This is a genomic window from Luteimonas padinae (genome assembly GCF_014652935.1).
GTDB classification, from domain to species: Bacteria; Pseudomonadota; Gammaproteobacteria; order Xanthomonadales; family Xanthomonadaceae; genus Luteimonas; species Luteimonas padinae.
On the sequence record NZ_BMZT01000011.1, the window covers coordinates 66,288 to 87,773 of the forward strand.

The following is a 21,486-nucleotide window of genomic DNA, read 5'->3' on the forward strand; positions in this document are numbered from 1 at the left end:
CGCTCAGCGGCGCTTCTGCTGCTGGGCCGGCCCGGCGTGGCGGGCCACGACTTCGGACACCGCCTGGGCGACCGCGGCCATGGCCACGAACATGGCGGTGGCCGCGAGGTAGGGACCGAACCAGTGGCCGTAGTTGGCGGCCCAGCCGGCCACGGTCGGCGTGGCCACCGCCGACGACAGCCAGTAGAAGCCGCCCTGCGCGAACAGGTGGCAGGCCGCGGTGGCCACGACCACCGCCGCCGCCAGGCGTGCCAGTGCGCCCAGGCTGGCGCCGGTGTAGTGGCGGCGCAGCCAGTGGCCGCCGGCCCACATCGCCGCGTGCGCCGGCACCAGCATCCAGTAGCCCGGCGACACGCAGTAGTGGGCGAAGAAGTCCATGCCTTGGCGGGTGATCACCATGTAGTCGATCAGCACCGCCAGCGCCATCAGCGCCGGGAAGGCCCAGCGCGCCCAGTCGCGCAGGTAGAAGCCGCCGATGAAGAACACCGCCCACGACGCGTCCGGCACCGGAGTGAAGTGGGTGAAGACGTGGCTGCGCGTGGCCGCCATCAGGAGCGCGAGCAGCGACAGGACGATGGCGCGTTGCAGGGTGGTGTTCATGGGCGCTGGCGGCTCCGGGGAATTGCAGGATGGCGGCCATTCTAGCGAACCGCGGGGCCGGGCGGCCGTATCATGCCGGCATGACGGCGACTCATGACGTGGTGATCATCGGCGGCGGCCTGGTGGGTGCAAGCCTGGCCATCGCCCTGGAAGGCAGCGGCCTGGACGTGGCGATGGTGGAAGCCGCGCCGGCGACGGCGATGCCGGCGGTCTTCGACGAACGCAACCTCAGCTTCGCCGATGCCACGGTCAACGCGCTCACCGCCCTGGGGGTGATGCAGCGCCTGCGCGCGCCCACCGGCGCGATCGTCCGCATCCACGTCAGCCGCCGCGGAGACTTCGGCCGCGTGCTGCTGGAGGCGAAGGACCACGGCCGCGAGGCCTTCGGGCAGGTGGTGGTGGCGCGCGATTTCGGCGAGGCGCTGGAATCGCGGCTGTCCGACGTCACCGGGCTCGAGCGGCATCGCGGCACCCGCTTCACCGGCTTCGCGCCCGACGCGGATGGCTGCCGGGTGCTCGAGCTTGCCGGCGAAGGGCCGTTGCGGCTGCGCGCGCGCCTGGTGGTCGCCGCCGACGGTGCGGCCAGCGGGGTGCGCGACGCGCTGGGCATCGCCACGACCCGACACGATTACGACCAGGTGCTCACGGTCGCGCGGCTGACCGCGGCGCGTGCGCCCGACGGCACCGCCTACGAGCGCCTGGGCGACGACGGCCCGACCGCGCTGCTGCCGCGCGGCGACCGCGCCTGGGGCCTGGTGCACGGCGTCGCAGCCGCCGAGGCGCAGGCGGTGCAGGCGCTGGACGACGCCGGGTTCCTGGCGCGCGTGCAGGACGCCTTCGGCTGGCGCCTCGGGCGCCTGCGTTCGGTGGGGCCGCGCAGCGCCTATCCGGCGGTCGCGGTGCGCGCAGCGGCGACGGTCGCCGCGCGCGCGGTGCTGGTCGGCAACGCCGCGCAGAGCATCCATCCGGTGGGCGCGCAGGGCTTCAACCTCGGCCTGCGCGACGCCCTGATCCTGGCGGAGCTGCTGGTGTCCTGCGCGCGCGAGGGCGGCGACCCCGGCGGCGATGCGCTGCTGCAGGCCCACGGCGCGCGTCGTCGCGAGGACCGCGGCCGTACGCTTGATTTCTCGCATGGCCTCGCACGGCTGACCTCGAATCCCGGACACGGCGCCTCGCTGCTGCGCGGGGCCGGCCTGGTGGCGCTGGCGGCGTTGCCGGGGCTGCAGGCCGCCATCGCCGGCGGTGCCATGGGCTATCGCGGCGACGTGCCGGCGGCCTGCCGCGGCGGAGGCCCGCGATGAGCCGCGGCATGGTCGATGTGGCCGTCGCCGGCGGCGGCGTGGTTGGTGCCGCGGCGGCGCTGGCGCTGGCGCGGCTCGGGCTGTCGGTGGTGCTGGTCGAAGGCCGCGCGCCGCCGCCCTGGTCGGAAGCGCGTCCCGACCTCCGCGTCTTCGCCTTCGCCCACGACAATGCCGCGCTGTTCGATGCCATGGGCGCCTGGGACGGCGTCGCCGGCCGCGACGGCAGGCCCACGCGACTGCAGCCCTATCGCCGCATGCGGGTCTGGGACGCGGCCGGCGGCGGCGAGCTGGCCTTCGACGCCGACCGCCTCGGCCGGCGCGAACTCGGCTGGATCGTCGAGAACGGCCTGCTGGTCGATCGTCTCTGGGCCTGCCTGCCCGGCGCCGGCGTGGACCTGCGCTGCCCCGCGCGCGTCGAGGCGCTGGAACAGGACGAGCGCGGCGTCCGCCTGCGCCTGGACGATGGCAGCCGGCTGGCGGCGCGGATCGTGCTCGCGGCCGACGGCGCCGGCTCCACCCTGCGCCAGCTGGCGGGCATCGACACCAGCGGGCACGGCTACAGCCAGTCCGGCGTGGTCGGCTATGTGCGCACCGGGCATCCGCACGACGCGACGGCGTGGCAGCGCTTCCTGCCCGGGGGGCCGCTGGCCTTCCTTCCGTTCGCCGACGGCAGCTGTTCGATCGTCTGGTCCCTGCCGACCGCCGAGGCCGAGGCGGCACTGGCGATGGACGACGCGACGTTCGGGGCGTCCCTGGCGCGTGCGTTCGACCGCCGGCTCGGGGACGTCGAACCGTGTTCGCCGCGGGCCGCCTTCCCGCTCCGCCTGCAGCTGGCCGAGCGCTATTCCCAAGGGCGCGTGCTGCTGCTCGGCGACGCCGCGCACGTGATGCATCCGCTCGCGGGCCAGGGCGTCAATGTCGGCCTGCGCGACGTGGCGGCGCTGCGCGACTCCGTCGCCGCGGCGCTCGCGCAGCGCCAGGCCTGGGACACGCCCCAGCGCATCGCGCGCTGGGCGCGGACGCGGCGCAGCGAGGCCACGCTCGCGGCGCGCGCCTTCGACGCCATCAATCGCGTCTACACCAGCCCGTCGCCCGCGGCGGTGCTCCTGCGCGGACACGCGCTCGGCATCGCCGGCCGCGTGCCGCCAGTGACGGGCGCGCTGTGGCGGCGCGCGGCGGGGATCTGATCCCGGCCGGCGCACCGCGCCGGATCAACGCATCCAGCCCTTCAGCTCGCCGGCATCGAGCACGCCGTCGCCGTTGTTGTCGACCGCGCGGAACTCGGCGGTCAGCGTGGGATTGGAGCGCGCCTCGGCGCGGCTGATGCGGCCGTCACCGTTGCTGTCCATGGCGGCCATGTCGATGCGGTATTCGCCGACCACGGAGTCCGGCGCGCTGTTGGTGATCGTCACCTGCGGCTCGCTCGGATAGGTGACTTCCGGCGGCGTCCGCGGCGGCGGCGCCGGCGGCGCGTTGGCGGCTGCGCGCGCGGCGTCGGCCGCCGCCTGCGCTTCCATGGCCGCTTCGCGGGCGACGCTGCCCGCCGCGCTGGCATCCGCCGCGGCTCCGCGCGACTGCGCGGCGACCTGGGCGGGCTGCGCGGCGCCCCCGCGGGCCGCGGCGCTGGCGCCGCCGGCCTCGTTGCCGGCGCTGCCCGCCGCGTGGGCGGCGCGTTCGGCGCGGCGGGAGGCCTGGTCGGCCTGCCAGGCGCTGTATTCCGCCTGGGCCTGACCCTCGGCCGTCACTGCGCCGGCGCGGCGCTGCTGTTCCGCCTGCTCCGCGGCCTCGCGCGCTAGCCGTGCATCCTGTTCGGCCGCGCGCGCGTCCTGCTGGGCCGCGCGCGTCTTGTCGTCGGTGGTGGTCTGCAGGCCCACGCTCTGCGCCGCCTGCGCGAACAGGGGGCCGCTGGTGCCAAGGGCGGCGGCGAACAGGGCCAGACCGAGGGGGTGCTGGATCATGCGCTTGTTCATGGGTGGGTCCCGTGGTGTGTGGATCGCACGCCACGCTAGTCCGCGGCCAATGAAGCCGCAGTCAGGATTCACCTGCCGGCCGCTGAATGCCCTGCCTGGCCACCGCGGGCGGGGAGCGCGAGGACGGTGATCTCCTCGCGGTCGTGGTAGAGCTGCCGGGCGCGCAGTTCCAGCGGTCGCCCGGCCTCGCGGGCGAACAGCTCCAGGCACAGCGAAGTTTCCAGCCAGCGCTTCTTCATCGGCAGCTTGAGGTTGAACACCGCCTGCCGGCACCAGCCCTCGCGGAACCAGGTGGCCATGCGCGAAGCGACCCGGCGCGGCTGCTCGACCATGTCGCAGACCATCCAGTCCAGCGCGCGCGGCGGCTGCCAGCGGAAGCCGTCCTCGCGCAGGTGCTCGACGCCGCCGGCATCGAGGACGTGCTGTCGCAGCGGCCCGTTGTCGACCGAGGTGACGTGCAGGCCGGCGCGCTGCAGCACCCAGGTCCAGCCGCCGGGCGCGGCGCCGAGGTCGGCGGCGGTCATACCTGCGCGCAGCAGGCGCGTGCGCTCGTCGTCGTCGAGCAGGGTCTGGAAGGCCTCGTCGAGCTTCAGCGCCGAGCGCGAGGGCGCGTCGCGGTGCAGGCGCAGGCGCGGCACGCCCATCGGCCAGGCTGACGCGTCGGCGGGATCGGCAACCGCCAGCAGCAGGTGGTTGCCGGCGAGCAGGCAGACGTGCAGGCGCGGGCGCCGCGGCTCATCCTTGGCGGCGAGGAGGCCGGCCTTGCGCAGCGCCGGCCGCAGGGCGTTGCCGAGCGCGCGCGCCAGGCCGGCCAGCGGCCGGGCGGCGTCGCTGTCGGGATGCTCGACGACCAGGGCGCCGAAGGCCGGGGCGGTGGCGCCGGCCTGCGTCGCGAGCGCGGCCAGGATGGGCGTGACCCGGTCGCTGGTGTCGATGCCGTCCAGCGTGGCCAGCAGCCGCAGCTTCTGCCGCGCGAACACCAGCGAGCGCCAGGGCAGGGCGCGCGACAGCGCGGCTCCATCGGCCCCGGGCGCGAGGAAGCGGACGTAGCCGCTGCCGCGCCCGGTCGCGGCGTAGCCGTGCTGGCCGGCCGCCGCCGCGCGCTCGCCCAGTTCGGCCGCGAGCTCGGGCTCGAAGCCGGCGCGGCAGTAGCACAGCAGCCCGGATGCGTCCGCCGCGGGCGCCTGCGCGTCGTGCATCAGTAGCGTTGCCCGCCGGCGCGGCCGTAGGCGGCCAGCACTTCGCGTGCCTGCTCGCGGGCGATGTCGCGCACCACCTCGATGCCGCGGCGGGCCAGCTCGCCCGGCCAGTCGGCCGGCAGCGGGCCTTCGTCGAACTCGGTGAGCGCGTGCACGTCCTCGGCGCGGGCGCCGATCAGCAGGCGGTCGACGCCGGCCCAGACGGTGGCGCCATAGCATTGGCAGCAGGGCTGGGCCGAGGTCGCGAGCGTGTACGGGCCGCAGGGGCGGCCGGCCTCGTCGAGGTTGATGCGCGCGCGGCCCAGCGCCTGCTGGGCCAGCATGTAGGTGAAGTTCTCGGCGTGGGCCAGCGAGGTCGACTGCGGCAGCACCACGTTGACCCCGGCGGCGACCACGCGGTCGTCGGGGCCGAACAGCACCGCGCCGAAGGGGCCGCCGGTGGCTTCGGCGACGTTGCGGCCGGCCAGGGCGATGGCCAGCGCGACCTTGTCGGCGTCGGTGGCATAGGCGCGGCCGCGGTCGAGCAGGCCTTCGACCCAGGCCGGCAGCCGCAGCGCCACGCCCGTGGGGAGGGTGGCCAGGCTCATCGGGCCACCGCCCCGCCGGACTGGGCCGGCTCGCAGGTGTTGGACACGCAGGCGCAGGCCTCGATCTCGCGGAAGCCGCAGACGCCGGCCATGCCCGCATCCGCGCAGGCGGCCTGCACCGCCTTCGGATCGGGCTGAGCGGCGGTGTTCACGCAGGACGGGGAATAGCCGCAGCAGCTGCCGACGTCCTTCACCGCGCAGTCGCTGTCCACGCGGCAGCTGCGGTCGAGATCGGGGACGCCGGACACCGCCGGACGGGCGGGCTGCGCGGGCATCGGCGTGGCCGGTTGGGGATCGGACATCGGCGGTGCCTGCACGCTGCCGCCGGGCTGGGCGGCGCTGCAGGCCGCCAGCAGCAGGGCGAGCAGGGCGATGGACGCGGACGGGATGATCCGGCGCATTGAAGTCTCCGTGTCGTGGACGTCGCCGGGCATGGTAGCCCCGGCGGGTGCCGGCGCCGGCGAAGGCCGGCGCGGTGCCGGCCGTCAGGCCTTCGCGGCCCAGGTGTCGCGCAGGGTGACGCTGCGGTTGAACACGGGCGAGTCGTCGCGGTGCTCGCGGCGGTCGGCGACGAAGTAGCCCAGGCGCTCGAACTGGAACGACTGCTCCGGTGCCGCGCCGGCGGCCGCGGGCTCGACCCAGCCGCGCACCGACACGCGCGAATCCGGGTTGAGATGGTCGCGGTAGGTGAGGCCTTCGCTCTCGTCATCCGGATCGGCGACCGAGAACAGGCGGTCGTAGAGGCGGATCTCCGCCTGCACGGCGCGCGTGGCATCGACCCAGTGGATCGTGCCCTTGACCTTGCGGTTTGCGCCTTCCATTCCGGGGCGCGATTCCGGATCGAGCGTGCCGCGCAGCTCGACCACCTCGCCGTCGGCGTCCTTGACCACCTCGTCGCAGCGCACGATGCCGGCGCCACGCAGGCGGACCTCGCCGCCGGGCACCAGGCGCTTCCAGCCCTTGGGCGGCACTTCGGCGAAGTCGTCGCGCTCGATCCACAGCTCGCGCGAGAACGGCACCTCGCGCTCGCCGAAGGAGTCGTCCTTCGGATGGTTGGCGAAGCGCAGGGTCTCGGCGTGGCCTTCGGGCAGGTTGGTGAGCACCAGCTTCAGCGGCGCGACCACGGCCATGCGCCGCGGTGCGCGCGCGTCCAGGTCCTCGCGCAGCGCGCCCTCCAGCACCGAGAAATCGATCATCGAGTTCTGCTTGCTGATGCCGATGCGATCGACGAACAGGCGCAGCGCGCCGGGCGTGTAGCCGCGGCGGCGCAGGCCCTGCAGGGTGTACATGCGCGGGTCGTCCCAGCCGTCCACCAGGCCTTCGGCGACGAGCTGGGTCAGCTTGCGCTTGCTCATCACCGTGTAGTTGATGTTGAGGCGCGAGAACTCGATCTGGCGCGGCTTGGCGGCCTCGACCGGCAGGCCCTTCTCCGCCAGCGGCGCCAGCAGCTCCGGGTTGCCGGCCAGATCCACCCGGTCCACGCACCAGTCGTACAGCGGGCGGTGGTCCTCGAACTCGAGCGTGCACAGCGAATGGGTGATGCCCTCGACCGCGTCGCCCAGGGCGTGCGCGTAGTCGTACATCGGGTAGATCGGCCAGGCGTCGCCGGTGTTCTGGTGCGGCACCTTCTTGATGCGGTAGAGCGCCGGGTCGCGCAGGTTGATGTTGCCGCTGGCCATGTCGATCTTCGCGCGCAGCGTGCGCGCACCGTCGTCGAACTCGCCCGCGCGCATGCGCCGGAACAGGTCGAGGTTCTCCTCGACGCCGCGGTTGCGGTACGGCGACTCGCGGCCGGGTTCGGTCAGCGTGCCGCGGTACTCGCGCACCTCTTCGGCCGACAGGTCGCAGACGAAGGCGTCGCCCTGGCGGATCAGCTTCTCGGCGGCGAGATAGAACACCTCGAAATAGTCCGAGGCGTGCCGCAGGCTGTTCCACTCGAAGCCCAGCCAGCGCACGTCGTCCTGGATCGCGGCCACGAACTCCGGGTCTTCCTTCGCCGGGTTGGTGTCGTCGAAGCGCAGGTTGCAGCGGCCGCCGAACTCCTCGGCGATGCCGAAGTCCAGGCAGATCGCCTTGGCGTGGCCGATGTGCAGGTAGCCGTTGGGCTCGGGCGGGAAGCGCGTGCGGATGGCGTCGTGCTTGCCGCTGGCGAGGTCGTCGCGGACGATCTGGCGGATGAAGTCCTGCTTCACGGGCGCCGTGTCGGCGCCGGCCGTGGTGTCGTGGGGTGCGGTCATGCGGGTTCGTCGGGGAAGCGGGCGCGGGCCTGCGCCGTGGACCGGGCAGTGTAGCGGAGCGGCGCGCGCGAGACCGCCCCGCGGTGGCCGGGGGTGGAGGCGTGCGGACGGTGGCGCGGCGCGCCTTGGAGAGCGCCCGGACAGCCCACATCATGGAAGGCACACGCCTGCGCGAGGAAGTCCACGATGAACGATGTCCACCACGTCCACGGCCGCCCGCTGCGCGGCGATTTCCCGGGCATGTCCCGCGTGGCCTTCGGCATGGGCTGCTTCTGGGGCGCCGAGCGCCTGTTCTGGACGCTGCCGGGCGTCGTGACCACCGCCGTGGGCTACGCCGGGGGCAGCACCGACGCGCCCACCTATCGTGAGGTCTGCAGCGGCCGCACCGGGCATGCCGAGGTGGTGCTGGTGGTCTACGACCCGGCCGCGGTCGACTTCACGGCCCTGCTGGCCCGCTTCTGGGAAGGCCACGACCCGACCCAGGGCATGCGCCAGGGCAACGACGTCGGCAGCCAGTACCGCTCGGTGATCCACTGCGACACGGCTGCGCAGTACGCGGCGGCGCTGGCCAGCCGCGACGCCTACCAGCAGCGGCTTTCGGCCGCCGGCCACGGCGCGATCACCACGGAGGTCGTGCATCCGGCGCCGCCCTTCCACTACGCGGAAGAGGAGCACCAGCAGTATCTGTCGAAGCATCCCGGCGGCTACTGCGGCCTCGGCGGCACCGGCGTCAGCTGCCAGGCGGGCGCCGTCGCCTGACCGGGCTGCGCCGGCCATGCGCCACCGCCTCGGCACACTCCTCGCCTGTCGACGGCCATCAAGTATCTGACCCGGTCGACCTGGTCGCACGCGGCGCTGTCCGCCGGTGACCGCCTGGGCGGCATCGCGATGCTGGTGGAGGCGGGCGTGGTGGAGGGCGTGCGGCTGGTGCCGCTGTCTGCTCCACCCTGCTGGCACAGGCCTTCGAATCGATCCGCTATCCGATCCTGCCGCTGGTCGAATCGATCCCGTCGGAACATCCGGGCGCGGCGCGGGCGCGCAGCGAGATCCTGCACATCCGCAACTGGTCGCTGTTCGTGCAGCGCGACTTCGACATCCCGCCGTACTTCAGCATCGCCAAGCCACGCCTGGACGAGGGCTTCGACTACCGCGCACTGCGCTGGGAAGACTAGACGCCGGCGGCGCCCGGGACGTGGATCGGGGCGGTGGTATCCGGCACCGGCGGCTGCAGCAGGTCCGGCGGCAGGCCGCGGATGACTCCGGCGAGCTGGCGCAGGAAACCGCCCATCGCCGTGCTCCGGCGCCAGACCATGGCGATGCGGCGGCTGGGTGCGGGGTCGCGGAAGTCGACCAGTTCGATGTTCTCGGAGCGCGCGACGGGCGGCTTCACCGCCAGCGTCGGCAGCAGGGTCACGCCGACGCTGGCCGCCACCATCTGGCGCAGGGTTTCCAGGCTGGTGGCCTGGAAGCCGTCCTTCTCGCCGGCGCCGGCCAGATGGCAGACGTCGAGCGCCTGGTCGCGCAGGCAGTGGCCGTCGGCGAGCAGCAGCAGGCGCTCGTCGACAAGGTCATCGAGCGAGATGCGGCCGCGCCCGGCGAGCGGATGCGCTTCGGGCACCGCGAGCACGAACGGCTCCTCGAACAGGAATTCGACCTCGAGCTGGTCGTCGCCCACCGGCAGCGCGAGGAGGGCGGCATCCAGCCGGCCCTGCTGGAGGCGTTCGAGGAGCACATCGCTCTTCTCCTCCACCAGCAGCAGCTCGAGCTCGGGGAAGCGCTTGCGGATCGCCGGCACCACGTGCGGCAGCAGGTAGGGGCCCAGGGTCGGGAAGAGGCCGAGCGTGACCCGGCCGGCCTCCGGGTCCTGGCTGCGCCGCGCGGCCTCGCGCATCTCCTCGACGTCGGCCACGATCCGGCGCGCGCGGGCGGCGACGTCGCGGCCCGCGGGCGTGAGCATCACGTTGCGCGGGGCGCGCTCCACCAGGGCCACGCCCAGCTCCTCCTCCAGCTTGCGGATCTGGGTCGACAGCGTGGGCTGGCTGACGAAGCTCGCCGCCGCGGCCTTGCCGAAGTGCAGGTGGTCGGCGAGGGCGATGAAGTAGCTCAGGTCGCGCAGGTTCATGGCGATGCCTCGTTGGCGGCCGCGGCGGCTGCGGCGCTCAGGCCGTGGCCGCCTCGGCGTCGGCCGCGGTCGCGGCCGGGCTGCTGCTCCGGATCAGGTGGTCGAACGCGCTGAGCGCGGCCTTGGCGCCTTCGCCCATGGCGATGACGATCTGCTTGTAGGGCACGGTGGTGGCGTCGCCGGCGGCGAACACACCCGGCAGCGAGGTGCGGCCGGCGGCGTCGACGACGATCTCGCCGCGCGGGCTGAGCTCGATCGCGTCCTTCAGCCATTCGGTGTTGGGCAGCAGGCCGATCTGCACGAACACGCCCTCCAGCTCCACGCGGTGGGAATCGCCGCCGACGCGGTCGCGGTAGACCAGGCCGTTGACGCGCTTGCCGTCGCCGAGCACTTCGGTGGTCTGCGCCGAGGTGATGATGCGGACGTTCGGCAGGCTGCGCAGCTTGCGCTGCAGCACCTCGTCGGCGCGCAGCTGCGAGTCGAATTCGATGAGCGTCACGTGGGCGACGAGGCCGGCCAGGTCGATCGCCGCCTCCACGCCGGAGTTGCCGCCGCCGATCACCGCCACGCGCTTGCCCTTGAACAGCGGGCCGTCGCAGTGCGGGCAGTAGGCCACGCCCTTGTTGCGGTACTGGTCCTCGCCGGGGACGCCCATCTGGCGCCAGCGCGCGCCGGTGGCGAGCACCACGGTGCGGCCGCGCACGCTGGCGCCGCTCTCGAGCTCGATGGTGGTCACGCCGTCGGCGTCCTGGCTCAGCGACTTCGCGCGCTGCAGGTTCATGATGTCGACGTCGTACTCGCGCACGTGCGCCTCCAGCTGCGCGGCGAAGCGCGGGCCCTCGGTGTGCGGCACCGAGATGAAGTTCTCGATCGACATGGTGTCCAGCACCTGGCCGCCGAAGCGCTCGGAGGCGACGCCGGTGCGGATGCCCTTGCGCGCGGCGTAGATCGCGGCCGCGGCGCCGGCGGGGCCGCCGCCGACCACCAGCACGTCGAACACGTCCTTCTTCGCGATCGCCGCGGCGTCGCGCCTGGCGGCGCCGGTGTCGAGCTTCGCGACGATCTGCTCCAGGCTCATCCGGCCCTGGTCGAAGACCTCGCCGTTGAGGAACACGGTGGGCACCGACATGATCTCGCGCGCCTCGACCTCGTCCTGGAACAGGGCGCCGTCGATGGACACGTGGTGGATGTTCGGGTTCAGCACCGCCGCCAGGTTCAGCGCCTGGACCACGTCCGGGCAGTTCTGGCAGGACAGCGAGAAATAGGTCTCGAAGCGGTATTCGCCCTCGAGGTTGCGGACCTGCTCGAGCAGCTCCGGCGCCGCCTTCGACGGATGGCCGCCGACCTGCAGCAGGGCCAGCACCAGCGAGGTGAACTCGTGGCCCATCGGCAGACCGGCGAAGCGCAGGTCGATGTCGTGGCCGGGCGAGGTGATGGCGAAGGACGGCTTGCGGTGGGCGTCGTCGCGCGAGACCTCGACCGTGACCTTGTCCGACAGCGCGCGGATGTCCTCGAGCAGTTCGAGCATCTCCGCCGACTTGGTGCCGTCGTCGACGCTGGCGACCAGCACGACGGGGCGCTGCAGGCGCTCGAGGTAGGCCTTGAGCTGGGTCTTGAGATCGTCTTCGAGCATGGCGGACTCCTGGATAACGGCAAGGCGGGGGCCTGCGGCCCGTCAATGCGACGGGTCGCCACCGGCGTGGGGATGGACCGCAGGCCGCGCCAGGGCACGGACTCCGGTCCAGCCCCACCCCCGCGCAAGCGGGGATGGAGTGGAACGAACCTGCAGGAGCAGCTACAGCTGCGACCGGAGCGGCTCCTGCAGTGTCACCGTGTAGGGCCGCTTGGCGGCGGTCGCAGCTGTAGCTGCTCCTACAGGGGGTAGGGGGTGCCGGCGCGGCAAATGCCGCGCCGACGGGGTGGTGCTTCAGATCTTGCCGACCAGGTCCAGCGACGGCTTCAGGGTCTTCTCGCCTTCCTTCCACTTGGCCGGGCAGACCTCGCCCGGATGGGCGGCGACGTACTGGGCGGCCTTGACCTTGCGCAGCAGCTCGAGCGCGTCGCGGCCGATGCCCTCGGCGGTGATCTCGATCGACTGGATCACGCCCTCGGGGTCGACGATGAAGGTGCCGCGGTCGGCCAGGCCGGTCGGGCGCAGGATCTCGAAGTTCTTCGAGATCTCGTGGGTCGGGTCGCCGATCATCGGGTACTGGATCTTGCCGATGGCGTCGGAGCTGTCGTGCCAGGCCTTGTGCGAGAAGTGGGTGTCGGTCGACACGCTGTAGATCTCGACGCCGAGCTTCTTGAACTCGTCGTAGTTGATCGCCAGGTCCTCGAGCTCGGTCGGGCAGACAAAGGTGAAGTCGGCCGGGTAGAACACGAACACGGACCACTTGCCCTTCAGGTTGGCGCTGTCGATTTCGACGAACTCGCCGTTGTGGAAGGCGGTAGCCTTGAACGGCTTGATTTCGGTGTTGATGACGGACATGGGAATCCTCGCGAGGTGGGAGAAAACCGGCGGGTGCCGGACGGGGAGAATGTTAGGAGCGGCCTATCAATCAGTAAAGTTGATTATAGTAATTCAATCGATAGGTGATGTCTATCATGCAAGGCCACAACGTCTCGCAGTGCCTGGCGCAGTCCCGGGCCGTGATCGATGCGGAGGACGCCACGCTCCTCCTGCTCCACGTGCTGGGCCGTCCCCGGGCCTGGCTGTATGCCCACGGTGACGCCGTCGTCGATGCCGACCATGCCGCGCGGTTCCGCGCGCTGGTGGCGCGCCGGGCCGCGGGCGAACCCGTCGCCTATCTCGTCGGCCATCGCGGCTTCTGGACGCTGGACCTCCGGGTGACGCCGGACACGCTCATCCCGCGCCCGGAAACCGAACTGCTGGTGGAGCACGCGCTGGAACGGCTGGACCCGGCGGTCGACGTCCGCGTGGCCGACCTCGGCACCGGCAGCGGGGCGATCGCGCTGGCGATCGCCGCCCAGCGGCCGCGGGCACGCGTGGTCGCGACCGACCGCAGCGAGGCCGCGCTGGAGGTCGCGCGCGGCAATGCCGTCGCCAACGGCCTCGCCGGTCGCGTCGCCTTCCGCCAGGGAGACTGGTTCGCGCCGCTGGCCGGCGAGCGCTACGACCTCGTGGCGAGCAATCCGCCCTACATCGCCGACGGCGACCCGCACCTCGCGCAGGGCGATCTCCGCCACGAGCCGCCCTCGGCGCTGTCGTCCGGCGCCGACGGACTGGACGCGATCCGGACCCTCGCGTCCGGCGCGCCGTCATGCCTTGTGCCCGGCGGCTGGCTGCTGCTGGAACACGGGGCCGCGCAGGGGCCGGCGGTGCGCGCGCTGCTGGACGCCGCGGGCTTCGTCGAGGTCGCCACCGTCGTCGACCTCGAGCGCCGCGACCGGGTCACCCTGGGTCGCGTCGCGCCGGCCTGATCCGGCCCCGCTGGTAGACTGGCGCGGTGTTCCTGCACGCAAGCGAGTCTCCATGCGCACGCTGTACCCCGAGATCCAGCCCTTCGACACCGGCACCCTCCGCGTCGACGACCGGCACGTCCTGTACTACGAGCAGTGCGGCAATCCCGACGGCAAGCCGGTGGTGATGCTGCATGGCGGTCCCGGCGGCGGCTGCACCGACAAGATGCGGCGTTTCCACGATCCGGCGAAGTACCGCATCGTGCTGTTCGACCAGCGCGGTTCGGGCCGCTCCACGCCGCACGCCGACCTGGTCGACAACACCACCTGGCACCTGGTCGACGACATCGAGCGCCTGCGCGAACACCTCGGGATCGACCGCTGGCAGGTCTTTGGCGGCTCCTGGGGTTCGACCCTGGCGCTGGCCTACGCCCAGAGCCACCCGAAGAAGGTCACCGAGCTGGTGCTGCGCGGCATCTTCATGCTGCGCCGCTGGGAGCTGGAGTGGTTCTACCAGGAAGGCGCCTCGCGCCTGTTTCCGGAGGCCTGGCAGCACTACATCGCCGCCATCCCGGAGAGCGAGCGCGGCGACCTGATCGCGGCCTTCCACCGCCGCCTGACCTCCGACGACGAGGCCACCCGCCTGGCCGCGGCGCGCGCGTGGAGCGTGTGGGAGGCGGCCACCAGCTTCCTGCACATCGATCCGGACTTCATGGCCGACCACGAGGATCCGCAGTTCGCGCTCGCCTTCGCCCGGATCGAGAACCACTACTTCACCAACGCCGGCTTCTTCGAGTGCGACGACCAGCTGCTGCGCGATGCCTACCGCATCGTCGACATCCCCGGCGTCATCGTGCACGGCCGCTACGACGTGGTCTGCCCGATCCAGAACGCCTGGGACCTGCACCAGGTCTGGCCCAAGGCCGAGCTGGTGGTCACGCCGGCCTCCGGCCACTCCGCGTTCGAGGCCGAGACCGTCGACGCCCTGGTCCGGGCGACCGACCGCTTCGCCTGAGGGTTCGGAAGCGGTGGCCCCGCGGCCCCGTCCGTCGCCGGAACGCCGCGGCGCGCCGGCAGTGGCCGGTTCAGGCCTTCGACCCGTCCGGGTTGTATTCGATCATCCACAGCCCCGCCCAGAGCTTGAGGTCGAGCTCGTAGCCCTCGGCGTACTTCTGCATCAGCCAGGCCGGCGCGGTCGCGCGCGGGACGGCGTGCACGGTGATGTCCTCGTCGGCCACTCCGCCGCCGTCGCCGACCTTGCGCAGGTCGAGCGCGCGCGCGAACGCGATGCGCTCGTTGCTCATGCCCGATGACGTGGGGCCGACCAGCAGCACGTCGATGCGGCCCGCGTCCCAGCCGGTCTCCTCGATCAGCTCGCGGCGCGCGGCGGACTCCAGGGTGTCGCCCTCGACGTCGTCGCCGACCAGGCCGGCGGGCATCTCGATGGTGCGCGCGCCCAGCGGCACGCGGTACTGCTCGACGAAGAGCACGTGGTCGTCCGGCGTCACCGCGATCACCAGCACCGCCAGGCCGTCCTTGCCGTGGGTGCGCTCGCAGGACTCCCAGTGGCCGCGCCTGACCATGCGCAGCCAGTCGCCCTGGTAGAGGATTTCCGGTTCGTCGTCGGCGGCGAGGGTGCGGGTGTGGTCCATGCGTTGATCCTAGCCGTCCGCCATCGCGGCTGCATCGCCGGCGATCGTCGTGCCGCAGGCGGCCTCGAGCCGGCGGCGGGTCATCGGCCCGAAGCCGACGGCGTCGGCGAAGGCGGACAGCGTCGCGGCATCGGCCGGGCTGCGTGCGAACGGTGGCGCCGCTCCGGACAGCGGCGCGTCGCAGGCGATCGTCGACAGGCGGCGGTAAAGCAGCGCCTGCTCGCGGTGTTCGCGCAGGCGCGCGGCCACCGTGGCGGCGCCGCGCATGCGCAGGAAGGCGACTTCGTCCACGCGGTCGAGTACCGCGTCCAGGCTGCCGAAATGGCCCAGCAGCACCGCCGCGGTCTTGGAGCCCACGCCGGGGACGCCCGGGATGTTGTCGACCGCGTCGCCGCACAGCGCGAGGTAGTCGGCGACCTGGTGGGCGTGCACGCCGTGGCGCGCCTTGACCCCGGCCGCGCCCCAGCGCTGGCCGCGGGCGTAGTCCCACTGCTCGTCGTGGCCGCCGAGGAGCTGCGAGAGGTCCTTGTCCGCGGAGACGATCACGCCGCGGAAACCGTCGCCGCGCGCCCGCGCCAAGGCCGTGCCGATCAGGTCGTCGGCCTCGTACTCGCGGTGCGCCAGCACCGGCAGCCCGAGCGCGGCGCACAGCGCCTTGCAGTAGGCGAACTGGCGCTTGAGTTCGGCCGGCGCCGGATCGCGGTTGGCCTTGTAGGCCGGGTACAGCGCGTTGCGGAAGCAGGAATCCAGGGCCTCATCGAAGGCGATGGCGATGTGCCGCGGCCGCTCGCGCTCGAGCAGGTCGAGCACGAAGCGGGCGAAGCCGTGCACCGCGTTGGTCGGCCAGCCGTCGGCGTCGTGGAAGCCATCGGCCGGCATCGAATGCCAGGCCCGGAACACGTACAGGCTGGCGTCGACCAGGTACAGCGGCGGCGCGGGCGCAGGCAGGCTCACGCCGGCGGAGTCCACTCGCGAAGCAGGGCGTCGGGGTCGGGGCGGTCGCGCTCGGGCGGCGCGAGCTTCGGGGTGCCGATGTGGATGAAGCCGGCGATGCGTTCGTTGGCGGCCAGGCCGAGCAGGGCCATGACCTCGGGGTCGTAGGCCGGCCACCCGGTCAGCCACGAGGCGCCGAAGCCCAGGCCCTGGGCCGCCTGCAGCAGGGCGAAGCAGGTGCAGCCGGCGGTGAGCAGGCGCTCCTGCTCCGGGATCGCGCGGTCGTCCGGGTCGAGCACCGCGATGGCGACAACCACCAGCGGCGCGTGCGAGAAGCGCGCGCGGTCCTTGGCCACGGCAGCCTCGCCGGCGTCGGGCCGCAGCGCCAGCCCACGTGCGGCGACCGCCTCGCCCAGCGCGTCGCGCGCGTCGCCCTGGATCGAGAGGAAGCGGAACGGCACGCGCTTGCCGTGGTCGGGCACGCGCACGGCGGAGGCGAGCATGCGGCGTAGCTGTGCGGCATCGGGGCCGGGGTCGGCCAGCTGTCGGGCGGGCACCGAGCGGCGCGCGTCGAGCGCCGCCAGGACATGGGTGTTTGGCATGTTTGAGATTGCAGTCACAGACGTCACTGGCTCCATTCAGGGATGGTACGGTGAGGCGCGATTCCGTGTTCCGTATCCTTGCAGAGATGATCCCAGAAGACTCCCCGGGCCGCGTTTTCGCGAAGTCGAGCCATGGCTCGAAGCGTGACCCCATGCGTCTTTTCGACGCGCTGCGGCGCGAGACGGTGACCGCGCTGGGCGGCGTGCTGTCCGGCTTCTGGGGCACGATCGAGGAGCAGGTGCGGCTGGAGGCGCTGGCGGGGCACGACTACAGCGGCGCCCAGGACGACCGCATGGCGGTGATGGCGCTGGGGCACCGCGCGCTCGACCTGGCCACCCGCTACCGCGAGTCGCTGGAGCGCGGATTCGACGCCTGGCGCAAGCCGGTGGCCCCGCCCACCGCCGACAAGTCGCTCAGCCTGATGTCGGAGGGCGAGCTCGAGATCCACCTCGCGGGGCAGCACACCACGGAGCTGCTCGACCACCAGTTCCTGCATCCGCTGGAGCAGCTGGAAGAGCGCCTGCAGGCGCTCGCCAGGGCGCTTGGCGTGGAAGGCCACCGGCCAAACCCCGTGCGCCCCGAGGCCGCGGTGGCGGCGTTCGTCGAACTCTTCGGCGCCGAGGACCTGACCCGTGGCCTGCGGCCGCTGGTGTTCAACCAGTTCGACAAGCGCCTGCCGGAGGTGCTGGGCGACCTCTACGAAAAGCTCAACGAGATGCTGGAGGGCGCGGGCTTCGGGTTCCAGTCCGGGGGCGGCGCCCGTGGCGGTCGTGCGCGTGGAGGCGCGGGTGCCAGCGGCGGCGGTGGTGGCGGTGGCGGTGGTTCCGTCGGGGCGGGCGGGTCCGCCGGCCAGGTCGAGGCCGGCGACGCGTGGATTCCGGATGGCGGCGTGGTCGAGCATTCCGGTGCCGGTGCCGGTGCTGGTGCTGGTGCTGGTGCCAGCGACATTGCACACAGCGCTCCGGGCCCGGCCCCTGGCGGTGGTGGTGGCACCCGGGTTGGCGGGATCGGCGGCGTGCCCATGGGCTACGGCATCGGCGCGCCGATCGCGGCCAGCCCGATGCAGGCCGCGGCCGCCGAAGGTCGCCCGCCGCGCTATCGCGACGTGGTCCGCGAGCAGCTGGCGCACTGGCGTGCGGCCGGCGAAAGCGCGGACGCCGGTGATGCCGGGCAGGCGCTGCAAGAGGATTTCGCGCCTGCGTCGGACGTCAATGTCCTGCGCACCGAAGACCTGCTCAACGTCGCCCAGATCCTGCAGGGCGACGACAGCGCGCCCTACGCCCGTGCGCTTGCCGCCGCCGATGCGCGCGAACTCGGCCGGGTCATCCGCGAGGCGATCCGCGGCGGCGTGCGCCAGCTCGGCCTGGACGCCGATGCGACGCACTTCAGCACCGACGAGGAAGACGCGATCGACCTCGTCGGCATGCTCTTCAGCTCGATCAGCGACGCCAACGACCTCGAAGAGCGCGCGCGCGACTTCTTCGGCCGGCTCGTCGTGCCCTACCTGAAGGTGGCGCTGACCGACGACTCGATGTTCAACCGCCGCAGCCACCCGGCGCGGCGCCTGCTCGACGTGCTGACCGAAGCCTGCGACGGCAATGCCGGGGAAACCCCGCATGACCGCGAGACCCTCGACCGCGCCGAGCGCGCGGTCGACCGCGTGGTCGAGGAATACGACGACGACCAGGCCATCTTCGAACTTGCCGCCGCCGAGCTGCGCGACCAGCTGGAGCAGCAGCGCCGGCGCAGCGAGCTGGCCGAAAAGCGCGCCGCCGAGGCCATCCACGGCCGCGAGCGCCTGCAGCAGGCGCGCGCGCATGCCGCCGAACTGGTCGCCTCGCGGCTGTCGGAGCGGATGCTGACCGCGCCGGTGGCGCAGTTCCTCGACCGCCACTGGCGCCACCACCTGACCCAGGCCTGGCTGCGCGACGGCGCCGGCAGCAGCCGCCACCACGAGGCCATCGCGCTGGGCGACGCCATGGTCCAGGTCGACGTCGACGCCGCCCACGCCCGCGGCCGGGTGGTCGCCGAACAGCTGCTGGCGCTGCAGGTGCCGCTGGGCGAGTGCTATTCCAGCTGCGGCATGGACGCGACCGCGGCACGCGACGCCATGGCGCGGATCATCTCGGCGCTCGGCCTTCCGGACGCGCCGCGGCGCGTGCACCGGCCGGAGTCCGACCACGACGAGGGCGATACCGTGGCGGGCGAGGGCGCGCTGGCCGGGCTGCAGATCGCCGGCGGCACCGACTCCCTCGATTTCGATCCGGAGGTCGCCGCGCGTATGCGCCGGCTGCGGGTCGGCCAGGGCCTGCGCCTGGTGGACGGGGATGGGCACGAGACCGCGGCGCGCATCGCGTGGGTCAGTCCGCTGACCGGACGCTTCCTGGTGGTGAACCGCCGCGGCATGCGCCGCATGGTGGTCTCGCCGGAAGAGTTGGCGGCCCTTGTCACGGCGGGCCGGGTGGCGGTGCGCTCGACCGATGCGCCTTTCGACGAGGCCATGCGCCAGGTCTGGCAGCAGCTGAACGCGCAGGCTTCGCCGAAGCCAGGCGGGCGCAAGGTCGCGAACGGGTGAGCACGCCGGCTGTACCGGCGCCCGGCGGACCGCGCGCCGTGCCGCGCAAGGCGGCGTTGAGCTATCTTGGCGCCGCCCGTCCAGTCTCAGGTCTTTGCAGGAAATGCGACCGTCATCCAGTTCCGGAGCAGGTCCTGCCCGGACATCGTCCGTGCCGGAGCCGGCGCGGCAGCTCGAGGCCCTCCACCAGGGGTTCCGGTCCCGGCTCCAGCCGCTGCTGGCAGTGACGAGGGAGGCCGCCGAAGCCGAGCTGCGGCGCCTGGCGGCGGGCACGGCCGATGACGAACTCGCGGAGGCGCTGGCCAATGCCGTCGTGCTGCAGCACGACGCCAGCCGCCACCAGCGCAGCTGGGAGCAGCATCTGGCGGCCGGCTTCGCCGGTTGGCCCGCGCCGCCCGATGCCGCGGCGCTCGCCCGCGACCTCACCCTGGTGTCGGACGGCGAGCTGCACGCGCAGCTGATCGGGCAGCCGGCGATCGAGGCGCTGGAGCGCCGTTTCGCCGACGTGCTGGGCATCATCGACGGCCGCCTCTGGTCGATGGCCGCCGCGCTGGGCGGACACGTGCGACCGGCCAACCCGTTCGCGCCGCGGGCGATCATCGGCGCCTTCCTCGACACGTTCAGCGCCACCGAGTGCGACCGGATCCTGCGCGCCGCGCTGCTGCGCCACTACGAACGAATGTGCGGCCCGTGCCTGCTCGAGGCCTACGCGTGGCTCAACACCGCGCTCGCCGAAGGCGGTCATGCGCTGGATGGCGTCAGCGGGGGCGTCGCGCTGGTCTCGCAGCCGGTGGCGGGCAAGGGCGGACAGGCGGCCTGGGCCGGCCACGATGCGCTGGAGCCGCGGAGTTCGTCCTGGCGCGCCGCCACCGGCCTGGCGGTGGCCGTGGACCCCGGCTCCGGACGCCGGGGGATCCTGCGCGAACGCCTGCGCGGCCAGCGTGGGGCGAGGGACGACGACACGAACGCCCGCGATTTCAGCGAGCAGGAGTTCTCTTCGGTGCTGTCGCTGCTGCAGGGCAACGAGACCCCGGCGCAGCCCGTCCACGTGGCCGGACCGGTGGGCCGCGCACCTGGCGGAATCGCTGCGGGCCGGTGCGCAGGGCCTGGGGCTGCCACCCGAGCTGGCGACGCCGTCCCCGGGGCAACGGGGCGCGATCGATGCGGTCGGCGCGCTGTTCGATGGGCTGCGCGCCGGGGCCGCACTGTCGCCCGGGGCGGACGCGCGGCTGGCGCGGCTCGCATGGCCCTGGCTGCGACTGGGGCTCGCCGACCAGTCACTGTTCGAAGACCCCGCGCACCCCGCGATGCGGCTGCTGTCGGGGCTGCTGGAGTGCTGGGACGCCAATCCCGCCCGCAGCGACGAAGAGGCCGAGCTGCATGCGCTGGCAGATCGGCTTGCCGACCGCCTGGCCAACGATTACCACGGCGAGCCGGCGGTCTTCGTCGCGGCGCTGGACGAGCTCGAAGCCGGGCGCACCCCGCTGCAGCGACGGGCCGCGATCAGCGAGCGCCGCGCCTGGCAGGCCATCCTGGGCGGCGAGCGCCTGCAGCACGCGCGTCGCGACGCCGATGCGCAGCTGGCCGCGCGGCTGCAGGGCAGGCGCCTGCTGGCCGAGGTGGCGGACTTCCTGTCGGGGCCGTGGCGGCAGTCGCTGGCCATGGCCTGGCTTCGCGACGGTGCGGGGTCCGCGCGCCATCGCGAGGCGCTGGCGGTCGGCGACGATCTCCTTGGCGTCGATGCCGCCGCCGCGGCGGCGCAGGGCCGGGAGGTCGCCGACCGCCTGATCGCGCTGGGGCCGCAGCTGCGCGCGAGCCTGCTGGCCGGTGGCATCGTGGACGCGGCGGCCGAGGAGCGGCTGGCCCGGCTGGTGGCGGCCCTGGCGCAGCCCGACGCGACGCGTTGCCCCGCGGACTTCGTCCCGCTCGCGGATGCCGGGGATGCCGGGGATGCCGGCGGGCCCGGTGGGGACGACGTCGACGCTCCGGTTGCGGTTGGGCAGGTCCTCGTCGAGCGTGGGCAGGGCGGCGGATCGCCTACGTGGCTGCGCCTGGCCTGGAGCAGTCCGGTCAGCGGATGCCACCTGCTGGTGAGCCGGCAGGGCGCGCGCCACGCCTTGCTTGCACCCGGCGAGTTGGCCGCCGCGCTGGCCCGCGGCGACCTGGTCGCGCGGCCCGGCGAAGGCGCGGTGGAGGCCGTGCTGCAGCGGCTTGCCGGTGCCCCCGGCGGCTGAGCCGCGCGGCGTCGCGCGGAGCGGCGGACATCGCTAGGATGGACGAAGGCATC

The 21,486-nt window shown here is 73.1% G+C and carries 18 protein-coding genes and 2 pseudogenes; 8 read left to right on the forward strand and 12 right to left on the reverse strand.

Annotation, left to right across the window (positions count from 1 at the left end):
- Positions 1-3 precede the first annotated feature (3 nt).
- A complete protein-coding gene (locus tag IE168_RS12740) occupies positions 4-600 on the reverse strand; it encodes a hypothetical protein (RefSeq protein WP_189498830.1) in 597 nt (198 codons plus the stop codon).
- Positions 601-680: 80 nt separating this feature from the next.
- Here IE168_RS12740 and ubiH point away from each other — a divergent pair, with 80 nt between their 5' ends.
- The gene (gene ubiH, locus IE168_RS12745; protein ID WP_189498832.1) at positions 681-1,901 is read left to right on the forward strand and encodes a 2-octaprenyl-6-methoxyphenyl hydroxylase; all 1,221 of its coding nucleotides are present in this window, start codon (positions 681-683) and stop codon (positions 1,899-1,901) included.
- Positions 1,898-3,088, forward strand: a complete 1,191-nt coding sequence (locus tag IE168_RS12750; RefSeq protein WP_189498834.1) for an FAD-dependent oxidoreductase — start codon at positions 1,898-1,900, stop codon at positions 3,086-3,088. Before ubiH ends, IE168_RS12750 begins: the two co-directional genes overlap by 4 nt.
- Before the next feature lie 24 nt (positions 3,089-3,112).
- Here IE168_RS12750 and IE168_RS14620 read toward each other — a convergent pair whose 3' ends face one another.
- The 5 genes from IE168_RS14620 to IE168_RS12775 all read right to left on the reverse strand — a co-directional run bounded on the left by IE168_RS14620 (position 3,113) and on the right by IE168_RS12775 (position 7,894).
- Positions 3,113-3,871, reverse strand: a complete 759-nt coding sequence (locus tag IE168_RS14620) for an EF-hand domain-containing protein (protein WP_229823534.1) — start codon at positions 3,869-3,871, stop codon at positions 3,113-3,115.
- Positions 3,872-3,939: 68 nt separating this feature from the next.
- Positions 3,940-5,070, reverse strand: coding sequence for a 23S rRNA (cytidine(2498)-2'-O)-methyltransferase RlmM (rlmM, locus tag IE168_RS12760; protein WP_189498836.1), 1,131 nt, complete (start codon positions 5,068-5,070; stop codon positions 3,940-3,942).
- Positions 5,070-5,657 (reverse strand): nucleoside deaminase, encoded by a 588-nt coding sequence (locus tag IE168_RS12765; protein ID WP_189498838.1) that lies wholly within the window; start codon positions 5,655-5,657, stop codon positions 5,070-5,072. Before IE168_RS12765 ends, rlmM begins: the two co-directional genes overlap by 1 nt.
- Positions 5,654-6,058, reverse strand: a complete 405-nt coding sequence (locus IE168_RS12770) for a hypothetical protein (RefSeq protein ID WP_189498840.1) — start codon at positions 6,056-6,058, stop codon at positions 5,654-5,656. Before IE168_RS12770 ends, IE168_RS12765 begins: the two co-directional genes overlap by 4 nt.
- Positions 6,059-6,142: 84 nt before the next feature.
- Positions 6,143-7,894, reverse strand: coding sequence for a glutamine--tRNA ligase/YqeY domain fusion protein (locus IE168_RS12775; protein ID WP_189498842.1), 1,752 nt, complete (start codon positions 7,892-7,894; stop codon positions 6,143-6,145).
- Positions 7,895-8,092: 198 nt separating this feature from the next.
- Between IE168_RS12775 and msrA the strand changes: the two are divergent.
- Positions 8,093-8,653: pseudogene (msrA, locus tag IE168_RS12780) on the forward strand (peptide-methionine (S)-S-oxide reductase MsrA); the annotation flags it as partial.
- Positions 8,654-9,062: 409 nt separating this feature from the next.
- On the opposite strand, the gene IE168_RS12790 reads toward msrA, so the two are convergent.
- The 3 genes from IE168_RS12790 to ahpC form a co-directional block, all read right to left on the reverse strand.
- On the reverse strand, positions 9,063-10,016 hold the full coding sequence (locus tag IE168_RS12790; RefSeq protein ID WP_189498846.1) for a LysR substrate-binding domain-containing protein: 954 nt from the start codon (positions 10,014-10,016) through the stop codon (positions 9,063-9,065).
- 37 nt (positions 10,017-10,053) lie between these two features.
- Positions 10,054-11,649, reverse strand: coding sequence for an alkyl hydroperoxide reductase subunit F (gene ahpF / locus IE168_RS12795; protein ID WP_189498848.1), 1,596 nt, complete (start codon positions 11,647-11,649; stop codon positions 10,054-10,056).
- A 294-nt stretch (positions 11,650-11,943) separates the two neighbouring features.
- Positions 11,944-12,504, reverse strand: coding sequence for an alkyl hydroperoxide reductase subunit C (gene ahpC / locus IE168_RS12800; protein ID WP_189498849.1), 561 nt, complete (start codon positions 12,502-12,504; stop codon positions 11,944-11,946).
- 116 nt (positions 12,505-12,620) lie between these two features.
- Here ahpC and prmC point away from each other — a divergent pair, with 116 nt between their 5' ends.
- Together prmC and pip are read left to right on the forward strand one after the other, a co-directional pair.
- Positions 12,621-13,457, forward strand: a complete 837-nt coding sequence (prmC, locus tag IE168_RS12805) for a peptide chain release factor N(5)-glutamine methyltransferase (protein WP_229823537.1) — start codon at positions 12,621-12,623, stop codon at positions 13,455-13,457.
- A 52-nt stretch (positions 13,458-13,509) separates the two neighbouring features.
- The gene (pip, locus tag IE168_RS12810; protein WP_189498853.1) at positions 13,510-14,451 is read left to right on the forward strand and encodes a prolyl aminopeptidase; all 942 of its coding nucleotides are present in this window, start codon (positions 13,510-13,512) and stop codon (positions 14,449-14,451) included.
- Positions 14,452-14,521: 70 nt separating this feature from the next.
- On the opposite strand, the gene IE168_RS12815 is transcribed toward pip, so the two are convergent.
- Genes IE168_RS12815 through IE168_RS12825 form a run of 3 tightly spaced genes read right to left on the reverse strand, consistent with a single transcriptional unit; the run spans position 14,522 to position 16,623 of the window.
- A complete protein-coding gene (locus IE168_RS12815; RefSeq protein WP_189498855.1) occupies positions 14,522-15,088 on the reverse strand; it encodes an NUDIX hydrolase in 567 nt (188 codons plus the stop codon).
- Positions 15,089-15,097: 9 nt separating this feature from the next.
- Positions 15,098-16,042, reverse strand: a complete 945-nt coding sequence (locus tag IE168_RS12820) for a 5'-3' exonuclease (protein WP_189498857.1) — start codon at positions 16,040-16,042, stop codon at positions 15,098-15,100.
- Positions 16,039-16,623: a nitroreductase family protein gene (locus IE168_RS12825; RefSeq protein WP_189498859.1), complete on the reverse strand. Its 585-nt coding sequence runs from the start codon at positions 16,621-16,623 to the stop codon at positions 16,039-16,041. Before IE168_RS12825 ends, IE168_RS12820 begins: the two co-directional genes overlap by 4 nt.
- Positions 16,624-16,709: 86 nt before the next feature.
- Here IE168_RS12825 and IE168_RS12830 point away from each other — a divergent pair, with 86 nt between their 5' ends.
- The 3 genes and pseudogenes from IE168_RS12830 to IE168_RS14625 all read left to right on the forward strand — a co-directional run bounded on the left by IE168_RS12830 (position 16,710) and on the right by IE168_RS14625 (position 21,433).
- Entirely contained in the window at positions 16,710-19,199 is a 2,490-nt protein-coding gene (locus IE168_RS12830; RefSeq protein WP_189498861.1) for a DUF1631 family protein, read from the forward strand.
- A gap of 103 nt (positions 19,200-19,302) precedes the next feature.
- Positions 19,303-20,169: pseudogene (locus tag IE168_RS14885) on the forward strand (DUF1631 family protein); the annotation flags it as partial.
- Entirely contained in the window at positions 20,141-21,433 is a 1,293-nt protein-coding gene (locus tag IE168_RS14625; RefSeq protein WP_189498863.1) for a DUF1631 family protein, read from the forward strand. The pseudogene IE168_RS14885 and the gene IE168_RS14625, both read left to right, overlap by 29 nt.
- Positions 21,434-21,486 lie beyond the last annotated feature (53 nt).